This is a genomic window from Serratia grimesii (assembly GCF_900186025.1).
Lineage (GTDB): Bacteria > Pseudomonadota > Gammaproteobacteria > Enterobacterales > Enterobacteriaceae > Serratia > Serratia grimesii.
In genome coordinates this window covers 2504304-2517065 of record NZ_LT883155.1, presented here as the reverse complement: position 1 = coordinate 2517065, position 12762 = coordinate 2504304, and the positions used below count along the sequence as shown (strand labels likewise).

Below are 12762 nucleotides of genomic sequence, written 5' to 3'. Positions count from 1 at the left end.
TGGCGCCCGGTTAGCGCCATCTGAAATGCCTGCCGCAATTAGCTTTGGCGTGCCTCAGCAGAGAAACCATGGCGTTTGGCCGCCAGCACCAGCACCAAACCGCCCAATATTAAGATCAACGATGCCCAAGGGAATGACTCGGCCCCGAAGCGATCAAGCAAGATACCGCCAAAGAAACCGCCGACGGCAATAGCGCTGTTCCAAATAACGACGTTCATTGCCAGCGCAGCGTCCGCACCGTCACCGGCGGTATCTGCCAACGCGGTCTGCAATAATGTTGCGGCACCACCGAAACTCAAGCCCCACAGCAGCATTCCACCATACACCACGACCGCAGAGTGAATGCCAATCCCCAACAACAGCGTCGTCACCGCGAATAATGCCAAGCTAGCCAGCACCGTTTTCCTCAAATGGCCGTCGACCACCCGTCCGGTGAGCCAGATCCCGACCAACGCCGACAGGCCAAAAATAAGCAGTACCACATCAACCTGATTCACCAGGCCTGCGGGTGTCACCAACGGGGCAACATAGGTGTAGAGAATATTATGCGCAAACATCCACAGCATAACGACACCCAGTACTGGCCTGACGCCAGGTGTGATCAATACCTTATACAGCGGCATCCGCTGTGGCCCAACTTGGCCAGGGTAATCAGGCACTTTTACCTGCACCCAAACCATGAGCACTAGCGTCATAACTGACATCACACCAAAGGCTGTGCGCCAACCCACAACCGCCCCCAACCATGTTCCCAAGGGCACCCCCAGTGATAAGGCAATGGGGGTGCCGACCATCGCTACCGCCATGGCTTTTCCTTGCAGATGCGGCACTACCATCCTGCGTGCATAACCCGCGAGCAGGCTCCACGCCAACCCCGCAGCAGCACCCGCAAAAAAACGCGCGATCAGCGTAACTACATAGTGGGATGACAAGGCAGTGATCGTGTTGAAGACAAAGAAACCCGCAATAGTCAGCAGTAAAACACGACGCCGACGCCAACGTTGAGTGGCAAGAGTCAGCGGGATCGCGGCTAACACGGAACCCAATGCATAGGCAGTAATCATCTGCCCGGCCAACGAAGGCGATACCTGTAAACCGGAAGCGATCAGCGGCAGCAAGCCTGCGGGTAAGGTTTCGGTAGCAATGCAAATAAAACCCGTCATGGCCAGTGCCAGTAGCGCCGCCATGGGCAAACGCTGTGCTTGCCCGGATATCTCCCTCTCTTCACTACACCTCATTGGAATCTGGCTCATCAATAACCTCATTATGTATCGATCGGTATATATATTGGCAACAGTTATCTGCGCCAGTGTGTCGCCAGAGCTATCAGGATTCTGACGGTAGAACTGACGTTCAAGACAGAGGTCCGTCACGTAAATTGATTTATGTATCGAGTGGTATAATAATGCTAAGCGGGTATGATAAGGGTGTCAATCACATTTATACTGATCAGTATATAACTAGCGCACAGGGAGTCAGTTATGGCACAAATGGGTCGCCCTCGCCGGTTCGATCGGGACCAGGCCGTCCAACAAGCGCTGCATCTGTTTTGGCAGCACGGTTATGAATCCACTTCTCTGGCACAACTTAAGGCGCACATTGGCGGCGGCATTACCGCACCCAGTTTCTATGCCGCTTTTGGGTCTAAAGAAGCCCTGTTCAAAGAGACGGTGTCTTGCTATCTCAATAGCTATGGACGGGTCAACGATGCATTGTGGGATGATTCACTGCCGCCAAAACAAGCCATTGAAACGTCATTGCGACGCTCGGTTAAAATGCAATGCGAAGAGCATCATCCCAAAGGCTGTATGGTGGCTTTGGCCGTAATGTCCGGAGGGGCAGATGAACATGCGGCCGTGCTGAAACCGTTGACAGACTCTCGCCAACGTACATTGAACGGTTTTATTCACTGTATTCAAAGAGGCATCGCGACCGGCGAACTGGTGAAACAGACGGATCCTGCCGTCATTGCTACCCTGTTTGACAGTTTCCTGTTGGGCGTCTCGACGCTGGCGCGTGACGGTATCCACTACCGAGTGCTGGATGATGCCGTCACGGCATTGATGAAGCTGTGGGATGCACATGCAGAAGTCATATCGCCCCCCCACCTGTGACGGCATTCACAACTTCATCACAAAGCCAGATTGGCGCAAAAAGTAGGAACTGTTTCGACAAAGGGTGGCAAGCTGCCAAATGCCCCCTCGGTATACTCATGACGAAGCCAATCTGAATGAGCGAGCAATATGAAAGCAGCAGTTGAAATCACCTCTGATAGCTATGTGAAGGTCAGCGTTCGAGAAAAAATCGGTTATGGGTTTGGCGACCTGGCCTCTAACCTTTCGTTTGGGTTTGTCTCTCTTTTCTTGCTGTTCTTCTATACCAACATCTATGGCATTACTGCGGTCCAGGCGAGTTTAATCTTTGTTATCGCGCGTATTCTTGACGCGTTGTTTAATATCTTTATCGGCTACTTTATTGATAAAACACACACCCGCCACGGCAAGCTCCGTCCCTACCTGCTGTATGGCGCAGTGCCACTGGGGATCCTGACCGTTCTGTGTTTCAGCACCTTCGATAGCGAGTTCAAGTTCTACTACGCGCTGATCTCTTACACTGTCTACTGTTTAGCCTACACCACCGTCAATACACCCTATTCCGCCATGACCAATATGTTAACGCAACATGAAGGGTCGCGAGCTTCCTTGTCGGTCTACCGTTTTGTGCTTGCTATAGTCGGTTATCTGATTGTCTCTACCAGCGCTGACTTGCTGATCTCGCAGTTTACCGATCAGAAAATGGGGTATGTGTTCGCCGTCAGCTGTTTCAGCTTATTAGCGACCTTCTTTTTCCTGGCATGTTTTGGCATGACCAAAGAGCGAGTCGTTAGCCTGCCCGATCAAAAACCACCGACACTCAAAGAGATGATTACCGCGGTTTCAGGCAATTTACCGCTCATTAATCTGTCGATGTTCACGGTATTTTTTTATATCGCTTACACGGTGTGGATGGCTATCGCGATTTACTTCATCAAGTACCAACTGGGTGATGAAGCCTTTACCGCCAAGTTTTTTGCTATTCAGTCTGCGGCCTATGTGGTCGGCACGATCCTGTCAGAAAAACTCATTAGCCTGATGGGCAAAAAGAAAATGGTGTTACTGGCGTTGCTGGTGGGGATTGCCGGCGTGTCTTTCCAGTACTTTATGGCGGGCGATAACAGCTACCTGGTGATGACAGGCGTGTGTCTGTTCAGTATTACGCTGGGAATGGGCTTCGTGGCGATGTGGTCGATGATCGCCGATACCGTCGAGTACGCCGAATGGAAACATGGGGTACGTACCGAAGGCGCGATTTATGGTTTCTTTAATTTCATCACCAAAATTGCCATGGCGATTGGTGGTGGATGCGCCGGGCTGATGCTCGATTACTTTGATTACTCTTCTGACCATATCAGCACCAACGCGTTAAACGGCATCAATCTGATGATGACCCTGTTCCCCGGCCTGATGTTTGCACTGGGTATGGTGTTTATTTTCTTCTATGCGCTGGATGAAAACACCTATCGCAACATCATCAAAGACATCGAATCACGCAAGCTTGTTGCACAGTAACCTACAGGTATTTCACATGAAAAAAGATTTCCACACCATCATAGCCGCCATGACTGCTGAAGAAAAAGTGGCGCTGCTCACCGGCAGCGGCCTGTGGCGTACAGCGGCCTTCCCGCAACATGGTATTGGTGACATTGTCATGACTGATGGTACCTATGGCGTCCGCTATAGCACCAGCCAGATTGAACAAGGGGAAAACTGGAACATCACTGACTTTCTTGCCGTGATTGGGCAAAGTGCTGGTGACGTTGAACAAGAGGAACAAAAAGGCGGTTCTGAAGCGCTGTTTAGCCAATCAAAGCCAGCGACATGTTTCCCTAATGGATCCACGCTGGCATGCAGTTGGGACATTGACTTGGTATACCAAATGGGTGAAGCCTTAGCCAAAGAGTGCCAGGAAATGGGCGTGGGTATTTTACTCGGACCGGGTATCAATATTCGGCGAACACCTTTGGCTGGCCGCGGCTATGAATATTATTCGGAAGATCCCGTCGTCAGTGGCGATATTGCCGCCGCGTTAATCAATGGCTTACAAGACGGTGGCGTCGGCGCTAGCCTGAAGCATTTTGCTGCAAACAACTCGGAATACCGGCGAACCGAAATGGATTCAGTGGTTGAAGAGCGTGCGCTACGTGAAATTTATCTGTCTGGGTTCAAGCGTGCCATCGATAAGTCCAATCCCTGGACCCTGATGTCGTCTTATAACCTGCTCAATGGTGCGCAGACGTCGCAAGATCCCTGGTTACTGACGCATGTATTGCGCCATGAGTGGCAATACCAAGGGTTGGTCATGTCAGATTGGTACGGCATCAAAGACCGTCCTGCCTCCCTGCTGGCTGGGAACGATTTGGCGATGCCGGAAACTCAACACGATAAGCAGACGTTATTGCAGGCGATCAATCAGGGTGAAATTCCACAAAACGTCCTCGATGAGTCCTGCATGCGGATGCTGACGTTGGTCGACAAAGTACAGCAACACCGCAAAGTGGGCGTCAAAGCTGATTACCACCAGCATCACCGACTTGCGCAGCAGCTTGCCGCAGAGTCGATTGTCCTGCTGAAAAATGAAGACAATATTCTGCCACTGCAAGCCGGGAGAAAAACTACCATCGCGGTGTTAGGTAAGCCGGCGCAAGAACCGGTGATCCAAGGCTCAGGTTGTGCGACAACGGTGCCTTATAGGCTCGACCGCCCCCTCGATGAAATTTTTGACGTGGCTGGTGACGATTTCACGATCCAATATGCCATCGGAACTCCTGAAGATAACAGTATCGATGAAGACGCCCAAGCTCACGCCGTCGACGTGGCCAGAAACGCCGATATCGCGATCGTTTTCGTCAGCACCGCCATTGGCGAAGATGGGGAGAATGGCGATCGCAAAGATCTGAATATCTTGCCTAGCCACGACGCGCTGATTCGTGCCGTCGCCCGACAACAACCTAACGTGGTGGTGGTGCTTGCAAATAGCGATGCCGTGGTCATGCCTTGGTTATCGGACTGCAAGGCATTGTTGGAAACCTTCTTTGCTGGACAAGGTATGGGCCGCGCAGTGGCCGACATTCTGTTCGGGCATGCCAACCCCAGCGGTAAGTTGACGATAACAGTTCCAAACACGCTGGAAGAGACGCCCGCTTGGCTCAGTTATCCTGGAGAAAACCTGCGGCATCACTACAGCGAAGGCATATTCGTAGGTTATCGTTACTATGACCGGCGTAAACTCACGCCACAATTCCCGTTCGGCTTTGGGTTGAGCTACACCCAGTTCAGTTATGCCAATCTGACGACCTCGGTTTCACAACTTCTGGAAGGCAATGCGTTAAGCGTCAGTGTTGACGTGACCAACAGCGGCAAAATGGCGGGTAAAGAAATCGTGCAACTATATCTGTCCGCCCCTCAAGGGGAGCTGACACGCGAAGCACTAGCCTTGAAAGCCTTTGCCAAAGTTCACCTTAACGCGGGCGAAACCAAAACCGTGACGTTGGTGCTTAACTGGCAAGATTTTGCCTGTTTCCACCCTGCTCTTGCTGCCTGGGTTGTGGACGCCGGTGAATATCACCTTCACGTCGCACGTTCATCACGAGATATTGCGATCAGCACAACAGTCAGTCTGTGCGTCAAACCCTATTATCTGCCACTAAAAGCAGACAATTCGTTGCAACAACTGATCAATAACCCGCCTGCTTTTGATCGTGTGGTTAAACTGCTCGTCAGTAAAAATGCCTTGCCAGAATCACAGGTAAGAGAAAAATTGATAGCCATTGCACCAGATCTGTTTTGCGGATTGTTTATTGCCCTAACGGAATTCCTTGCCATTGATATAACCCGGTCAGAGTTAGCCGCAGCGCTGCAAGACCCTGACGTGGATACGCGCGTTAGGACATAGTTGCTAACGGGCGCAACATAACGCGCCCTACTTTACCCCATGGAGAACCGAGCTGATGTTTCCATTTTCTGTCACGCAACAGCCAAGGCTAAAATCGCATCGGCAAGCATCTACGGCGATCCATGAAGGGAGCGGCTATGAGTTGATCTCGTTTGACGCAGAAAAACTGAATGTGTTCGCTGCCGAAGTTTACTATTGCGAACCCCACTGGCACTCAGCTCCCGAGCTGATCTGCATTCTGTCGGGCGAGTTCTCTGTCACCCTGGGACATGCCACCTCGGTTGCCGCCGCAGGCAGCCTGCTTTATATCAACCCGGACGAAATTCATTCGTTAGAAGCACACAAACCCAATAGTCAATTACTGACGATTCAATTCTCCCCCAACTTGTTCGATGAAACACACCCAGCCCCCATCATGGACTATGCGCTGTTGGCAACCCAGAAAGAACGCGAGACAGACTTGAAGGTTAAGCATAGTGTCATCGCTCTGCTGGAGCATGTGATCGGTTCACAACCGTCATTTACCCGTATTGCCTTGGTCTATCAACTACTTGGCGCACTGCTGTCTGCGGGGGAAACAATGTCTGTACGGCAACAACTTACCGTCAGAAAGAAAGATCAACAGCTGGTCAAATATGGCATCGCGTTTATCAACCAACATTTTGACGATGAGCTCAATCTGGCAACTATTGCTGAGAATGCCGGTGTCAGTTACCACCATTTTTCACGAACGTTCAAAAAGATCAGCGGTTACAACTTTAAAGAATATCTGACCATGATCAGGATAAACAAAGCCAAACTGTTGTTAAAAGACACCAATATCCCGATTACCGAGATCAGCTACAGCTGCGGTTTCAGTGGCCACAAACAGCTCATTTTCGCCTTCAATAAATATTGCCGTATGACGCCCACAGAATTCAGAAAACGCTATGTTACGGCGATCAGTGCAGCAGGAGAGCAGCAAATCATGACCGATTTTCGCTGTCTGCCGTTGGATAAAAACGTGATCAGTCTGCTGGTGGCGCCGTCAGCAGACTGCGCAGAAACAGCATAATCAAGCGGCCGGAGGGATCGGCTTGCGCGTGCGTGCGTTGCAACGCCAACCCATGTGCCATCGCCATAAAAGCAGCAGCCAACTCATTGGGTTCTGCTGGCGGTACCTTGCCTAGCTGTTGAAACAGGGAGTTTATCACCGTGCCAATTCTTTCCTGGTGGGCATCCCAGATGGTTTGATATTCAACGGCAAAGGACGGACTGCGTTGAGCATGGAGTTGCAGTTCTATCGACAGCATGCACCAGTCCACTTCCCGGTTTAACGTGGCCGACCAGGTCGCCAACGCGTCTAACACCTGCTCCGCGCTGCCAGTATTACTTTGGGTCAGGTGGGTAAGTTGCTCTGCTTCTGACTCCATATGCCGCTGTAAAAGCTGCAACAGCAAATCCTCCTTGGAAGCAAAGTTGGAATAGAAAGCCCCTTGTGAATAACCTGCCTGGCTGGCGATATCTCGAATAGAGGTGCCACCATATCCCCTGACAGTGAACAATTGGCGTGCGGTTTCAATCAATCGTTCCCGAGTCTGTTGCTGGCTCTCTTCGCGAGATAATCGTTTTTTTATCATTCTCATAGGTATCAAATCTACGTTGATTAACGCTGTCTTATAAGCATTCAAGATATCACTTGATATTTTAAAGCTCTAGCTCTAGATTTAAATATCACTTGAAATTTGAAAGCCACGTAAGATTTTAATCATGATGAAAATAAAAACGGCGTTTGTCACCGGCGCGACCGGATTGCTCGGCAACAACCTGGTACGTGAGCTGGTTTCTCAGGGATATCACGTCAAAGCGTTGGTACGTTCGATTGAAAAAGGTCGCCAACAGTTTGGAACGACAGACAGTATCGAATTGATTGCGGGCAATATGACCGACGTAACCGCCTTCGCCGAACACCTGCCAGGGTGTGACGTGTTATTCCATACCGCGGCGTATTTCCGTGATAACTACAAGGGCGGTAGTCACTGGGCGCAACTGAAAGCGATCAACGTCGATGGCACCGCGCAACTTCTTGAACAGGCGTACCACGCGGGCATCCGCCGTTTTGTGCATACATCCTCTATCGCGGTGCTCAACGGCGAACCCGGCATGCCGATCGATGAAACCTGCTTGCGACGCCCCGAAGATGCGGATGATTACTACCGCAGTAAAATACTGGCAGATGACGTGGTGTTAAAGTTCCTGCAACAGTATCCAGAGATGAACGGCTGCCTGATCTTGCCAGGCTGGATGTGGGGACCAGGCGATCTTGGTCCCACCTCTTCCGGTCAATTGGCGAATGACGTAATACATGGCAAATTACCGGGATTAGTCTCGGGTAGCTTTTCCGTGGTTGACGCACGGGATGTGGCTCTGGCCATGATCCTGGCATCAGAACGGGGCAAATGCGGGGAGCGCTATTTGGCTGCCGGACGCCATATGAGCATGCACGAACTGGTACCGCTGTTGGGGAACATTGCCGGTGTCAAAACACCAACGCGCACACTGCCACTGCCGTTACTGTACTTAGTGGCAACGCTCCAGGAGGCCTATGCCCGTCTCAGCGGAAAACCGGTATTGCTCAGTATGGCAACAGTGCGTCTGATGGTAAAAGAGGCTAATCGCTCGCATTTCAATCACACCAAAAGTGAACGGGAGCTGGGGCTGACATTCCGTCCGGTGGAGCAAACGCTTAAAGATACAGTGGCGTGGCTGCGCAATAACGAGAGGTAAAGACTGCGCTGGAACCACATCCATTAGCACGAAATTACAGAAAGCCTGATAACGTCAGGCTGTTTTCGTCGCCTCTCGCTTTTTATCACTCATTGAGCCGCGACGCTGATGGCAACAAAATTCATATCGCCTACCGAGGTGATCTGCTGTAATCGCCCCCCTGCTTACTGGCTGTTTGGGTCCAGAGGGTCATCACCAGCGCGATAACAGCTAACACGCCGGCCGCCAGGAATGTCACACGCATGCCATTTGACACGGCATCCGCTGTTGCCAGTTTAATGTCACTGGTGTTCGCCGCCAGCATGAACAATGCCCCCATGGCGGAAGCACCGGTGATCAACCCAAGATTGCGTGAGAGATTAATCATGCTGGAAATCACACCGCGTTGCTCAGGAGCAGCATGCTTCATCAGTGCCGTATTGTTGGCGACCTGAAATAACGCGTATCCCAAGGTGATCAAACAAAGTGGTACCAGATAACCCAAGATGCCCTGCTTTACCGACATCATCGACATCACGCCCGCCCCTGCGGCCATGATCGCCAGACCCGCAGCAGTGACTCTGTACACACCCAAACGGTCTACCCATCGGCCAGCCGGTACGCCGAGCAAAGCCGCCACGGTCGGCCCGGCAGACATTGCCAATCCGGCCTGCCCCACCGTCAATCCCAACCCACGCGTCAGATAAAATGGTCCTACGACCAGCGTTGTCATCATCACTGTCATCACCAGTGCACTCATTGCCAACCCAATACCCAACCCCGGTTGCCGGAACAGCGCCAGTTGTATTAGGGGAGATGCCGTGACGTTTTCCAACCGCACAAATAACCCGATCCCCAACGCAGCACACAGCAGCAATGCCAAATTAATGGCACCGAAATCACCACGCCCCAGCGTCATAGATAGCGCATAGCAGGCCAGCGTCATCCCGAGCAGCAAGGTGCCAGGCAAATCAAATCTGCCGCGATCTTTTTGTGACGGCTGATGTCCCCTCGGCAGGTAGCGATAGGCCAGAATAAACGCCAGCAACCCCATTGGGATATTAACCAGGAACATCGCCCGCCAACCAAAAGCAAAAAGCAACGCACCGCCGAGAGACGGACCCAGTGCCGTGCCGATCGCCGACATACTGCCAAGCAGTCCCATGGCACGACCGGTGTTTTCTTTATCGATTGTCTCTCCCACCAACGCCATAGTCATCGCCATCATGACTGCTGCTCCCACGCCTTGCACAATGCGCGACACCAACAGCAGCCAAATACCCGGTGCAACGGCACATAGCCCAGACGCCAAGGTAAAAAGTGCAATTCCCAACAACAACAAACGACGCCGCCCCATCCGGTCCCCCAGGCGACCGATGGCGATAATGGATGTAGTGATGGCCAACAGGTAGACAATAACTACCCACTGAACTGCCTGGAAAGAGGTATTGAATGCCTGTGCCAGCGTGGGTAACCCCACATTGGCAATGCTGGCACCCAGCGATGAAACCAGCATCGACAGGGAAAGGCTGATGAGGATCCCGCTTGAGTTTGTATTGCCGGTAGCATAGTGAACATTGCGCTTCATCGCGTTGTCTCCTGAAAGAATCTTTCAGTAGCCTATTCCAGCACAGAGCATGGCGGAAGACGCAGCACATGCAGTTTATTAGTGCATAGAACGCCATGCCATTGTCTAAATAGACCCGCATTAAGGCGCAAGCACCAAAACCTCTTCAGGCAGATGATGGGAGAACCTGCTCAAGGAGGCATGATGAAAATCGACCTGATGTTTAATGACCTTGCTGAACGCGCCGTGCAATACAACGCCCGTGCCTCGGTTGACGATTTTGACGCCTGTATGGCGCAATACTCAGCGCTGGCCACAGAGGCCAAAGCGCAAACGCCGGGGATCTATGACATTCATTACGGAATGGGTGCCGCAGAGCGGCTGGATTTGTTCCCGGCAGCCAACCAGCCTTCGCCACTATTGGTCTTTATTCACGGCGGCTATTGGCATTCCCAACGTAAAGAAGAAGCCTGTTCAATGGCTGCCAGTTTCACGCACCATGGCGTGGCGGTCGCTACAGTGGAATACACCTTACAACCGGAAGCCACACTCGCTGAGATCGTCCGTGAGGTACGCAGCGCAATTAGCTGGCTTTATCACCATGCCAGCCAATATGGCATCGATCCCGAGCGAATTTTTGTCAGCGGCAGTTCGGCTGGCGGCCATCTTAGTGGCATGTTGATCGCCGATGACTGGCAGCATCTTTACCGGGTCCCGGTCAATGTGATCAAGGGTGCACTGGCGTTGAGCGGTCTGTACGACATTCGCCCATTATGTGATATCTACGTCAACGACTGGATGCGTCTCATGCCTGAGCAAGCAGCAACACTCAGCCCACTGTTTATGCTGCCGGATAATGCGAATGCACCGCAGATTCTGCTCGACGTCGGAGCCCATGAAACACAAGGGTTTAAAAACCAAACGTTGGCCTATTACAACGCCTGCCTAGAAAAAGGCCTCAACGTCAGGCTACTGGAAGACAGACATAGCAATCATTTTACGCTGGTAAACGCACTGGCGAATCCTGATAGCAGCATGTTCAAAAACGTGATGGCGATGATTCTGTCATCTACCCATGGGAGGAATACGGCGTAATGCAGGGAAATTTATTCCATGAGTACGTATCATCCACTGCCTGGTTGATAAGTCAGGGAAAAGCAAGAAAACCGGCTAGGCTATAACCGACATTTGATAGGCCGTTGTATCAAAAAACATACGACTTTGTGACGACGTTGCGTTAAACCTGCATCGGGGGGCATTGCGCCCCCAGAGCATTAAATTCAGTCTTTTTTTCTGCCAATGGCAGAGAAAATATTGCACAACTCACCCAAGCCATAAATCGAGCCGAGCAACACGGCTATCATTACCGGCACCAGGATCACCACGGTTGCCAAACTCTCAATCATTTCTAACATCGTTTTCTCCTGGTTTTGAAGCAGAGGAATACCCTTCCAGAAAGGGGTATTTCCCTGGAATTTCTTAAGGTTATTTTTGCTTGATTTCAATCTGTGATGGAGATCACAACCTTACGTCGCTAATGTAACTTACACAGTTGCATTACCGCAATGCAAAAAAATGCTCTCTCCAGGGCTTTTGATCCGCCCCTACGGCCTCTCCACCCGACGCTCTGAAAAGTCATAATAATGACGAGCCTTCGGATTTTTAACGGATTTGAATGACCTCCCAGCCCATCCCACTGAAGGGGGCGCTGATGTTTTAATCACCAAGCACGCACTTAGCAGTGGCTAAATAAAAGCGCTTTCTCAAAATTAAGAATATTTACCTATTCTATTTTCTTCCGGAAGAATACATTCATCTCAACTTTTACTGGCCGATTAATCAGTACTTTCTTTGTCTGTTAATTAGGCAATTTACCAGGAAACTCTTATGAACCTTAAACGTGCCGCAGGCGTAATGGTTGTTATCATGGCAACGCTTTCCGTGACTGCCTGTGGGAATATGTCTCACCGCGATCGCAACACCGCTATCGGCGCTGGCGTCGGCGCACTGGGTGGTGCAGTCTTGACTGATGGCAGTACACTGGGAACCCTGGGTGGTGCGGCCTTGGGCGGCATCATTGGTCACCAGACCAGTCGCTGATCCCTGCAAGAAAAATAAAATTTCGGGTCGGTTATGGGCTAAAGATAAATAACCGACCTGAAAGTTTTTCTAATCTATTATTTTTATCATTTCTGATTAACACATTAATAATGTCAGCGGTTCTTATTTTCCCACAAAATAAAGCCGGAACCATAAATCTCATTTATAATATCACCCCAGCCCTGCTAACACTCGCCCTCGATTTACAACGTCTTCACAACCGATGTTACCGCTTCCCCAGCCCGGTTATTTTTATTTCTTGACTTACAGAACGTCAGGATTATAGTTTTCACAAGAAATTTGAAACAAAGTTTCACATTTGAAACTTTGTCGAATAAAAATAATAAATACTTAACTAA

At 50.8% G+C, this 12762-nt stretch carries 11 protein-coding genes; 7 read left to right on the top strand and 4 right to left on the bottom strand.

Going from position 1 to position 12762, the window contains the following annotated elements; all coding sequences use genetic code 11:
• Positions 1-38 precede the first annotated feature (38 nt).
• On the bottom strand, positions 39-1253 hold the full coding sequence (locus tag SGBXF1_RS11905) for an MFS transporter (RefSeq protein WP_238321034.1): 1215 nt from the start codon (positions 1251-1253) through the stop codon (positions 39-41).
• A gap of 228 nt (positions 1254-1481) precedes the next feature.
• Between SGBXF1_RS11905 and SGBXF1_RS11900 the strand changes: the two genes are divergently transcribed.
• The 4 genes from SGBXF1_RS11900 to SGBXF1_RS11885 all read left to right on the top strand — a co-directional run bounded on the left by SGBXF1_RS11900 (position 1482) and on the right by SGBXF1_RS11885 (position 7045).
• A complete protein-coding gene (locus SGBXF1_RS11900) occupies positions 1482-2114 on the top strand; it encodes a TetR/AcrR family transcriptional regulator (RefSeq protein WP_037415078.1) in 633 nt (210 codons plus the stop codon).
• Positions 2115-2243: 129 nt separating this feature from the next.
• On the top strand, positions 2244-3608 hold the full coding sequence (locus tag SGBXF1_RS11895; RefSeq protein WP_061806192.1) for an MFS transporter: 1365 nt from the start codon (positions 2244-2246) through the stop codon (positions 3606-3608).
• Positions 3609-3624: 16 nt separating this feature from the next.
• Positions 3625-5991 (top strand): beta-glucosidase family protein, encoded by a 2367-nt coding sequence (locus SGBXF1_RS11890; protein ID WP_186428431.1) that lies wholly within the window; start codon positions 3625-3627, stop codon positions 5989-5991.
• 55 nt (positions 5992-6046) lie between these two features.
• Positions 6047-7045, top strand: coding sequence for an AraC family transcriptional regulator (locus SGBXF1_RS11885; protein WP_037415072.1), 999 nt, complete (start codon positions 6047-6049; stop codon positions 7043-7045).
• Here SGBXF1_RS11885 and SGBXF1_RS11880 read toward each other — a convergent pair.
• Positions 6999-7610, bottom strand: a complete 612-nt coding sequence (locus SGBXF1_RS11880; protein ID WP_238321033.1) for a TetR/AcrR family transcriptional regulator — start codon at positions 7608-7610, stop codon at positions 6999-7001. The two genes, SGBXF1_RS11885 and SGBXF1_RS11880, sit on opposite strands and share 47 nt — an antisense overlap.
• A gap of 130 nt (positions 7611-7740) precedes the next feature.
• Between SGBXF1_RS11880 and SGBXF1_RS11875 the strand changes: the two genes are divergently transcribed.
• Positions 7741-8757 carry an SDR family oxidoreductase gene (locus SGBXF1_RS11875; protein ID WP_130380638.1) on the top strand — a complete coding sequence of 339 codons (1017 nt, stop codon included), beginning with the start codon at positions 7741-7743 and terminating at the stop codon, positions 8755-8757.
• Positions 8758-8887: 130 nt separating this feature from the next.
• Here SGBXF1_RS11875 and SGBXF1_RS11870 read toward each other — a convergent pair whose 3' ends face one another.
• The gene (locus tag SGBXF1_RS11870) at positions 8888-10324 is read right to left on the bottom strand and encodes an MFS transporter (protein WP_186428430.1); all 1437 of its coding nucleotides are present in this window, start codon (positions 10322-10324) and stop codon (positions 8888-8890) included.
• A gap of 183 nt (positions 10325-10507) precedes the next feature.
• Here SGBXF1_RS11870 and SGBXF1_RS11865 point away from each other — a divergent pair, with 183 nt between their 5' ends.
• Positions 10508-11398: an alpha/beta hydrolase gene (locus SGBXF1_RS11865; RefSeq protein WP_037415065.1), complete on the top strand. Its 891-nt coding sequence runs from the start codon at positions 10508-10510 to the stop codon at positions 11396-11398.
• A gap of 185 nt (positions 11399-11583) precedes the next feature.
• Here SGBXF1_RS11865 and SGBXF1_RS11860 read toward each other — a convergent pair whose 3' ends face one another.
• Complete coding sequence (locus SGBXF1_RS11860) at positions 11584-11718, bottom strand: AcrZ family multidrug efflux pump-associated protein (RefSeq protein ID WP_037415062.1); 135 nt, start codon at positions 11716-11718, stop codon at positions 11584-11586.
• A 472-nt stretch (positions 11719-12190) separates the two neighbouring features.
• Between SGBXF1_RS11860 and osmB the strand changes: the two genes are divergently transcribed.
• The gene (gene osmB / locus SGBXF1_RS11855; protein WP_037415059.1) at positions 12191-12403 is read left to right on the top strand and encodes an osmotically-inducible lipoprotein OsmB; all 213 of its coding nucleotides are present in this window, start codon (positions 12191-12193) and stop codon (positions 12401-12403) included.
• Positions 12404-12762 lie beyond the last annotated feature (359 nt).

Excerpts from the sequence above, each read along its gene's own strand:
- SGBXF1_RS11905 (WP_238321034.1), bottom strand. The coding sequence starts at position 1,253 with ATGAGCCAGATTCCAATGAGGTGTAGTGAAGAGAGGGAGATATCCGGG.
- SGBXF1_RS11900 (WP_037415078.1), top strand. The coding sequence starts at position 1,482 with ATGGCACAAATGGGTCGCCCTCGCCGGTTCGATCGGGACCAGGCCGTC.
- SGBXF1_RS11895 (WP_061806192.1), top strand. The coding sequence starts at position 2,244 with ATGAAAGCAGCAGTTGAAATCACCTCTGATAGCTATGTGAAGGTCAGC.
- SGBXF1_RS11890 (WP_186428431.1), top strand. The coding sequence starts at position 3,625 with ATGAAAAAAGATTTCCACACCATCATAGCCGCCATGACTGCTGAAGAA.
- SGBXF1_RS11885 (WP_037415072.1), top strand. The coding sequence starts at position 6,047 with ATGTTTCCATTTTCTGTCACGCAACAGCCAAGGCTAAAATCGCATCGG.
- SGBXF1_RS11880 (WP_238321033.1), bottom strand. The coding sequence starts at position 7,610 with ATGATAAAAAAACGATTATCTCGCGAAGAGAGCCAGCAACAGACTCGG.
- SGBXF1_RS11875 (WP_130380638.1), top strand. The coding sequence starts at position 7,741 with ATGATGAAAATAAAAACGGCGTTTGTCACCGGCGCGACCGGATTGCTC.
- SGBXF1_RS11870 (WP_186428430.1), bottom strand. The coding sequence starts at position 10,324 with ATGAAGCGCAATGTTCACTATGCTACCGGCAATACAAACTCAAGCGGG.
- SGBXF1_RS11865 (WP_037415065.1), top strand. The coding sequence starts at position 10,508 with ATGAAAATCGACCTGATGTTTAATGACCTTGCTGAACGCGCCGTGCAA.
- SGBXF1_RS11860 (WP_037415062.1), bottom strand. The coding sequence starts at position 11,718 with ATGTTAGAAATGATTGAGAGTTTGGCAACCGTGGTGATCCTGGTGCCG.
- osmB (WP_037415059.1), top strand. The coding sequence starts at position 12,191 with ATGAACCTTAAACGTGCCGCAGGCGTAATGGTTGTTATCATGGCAACG.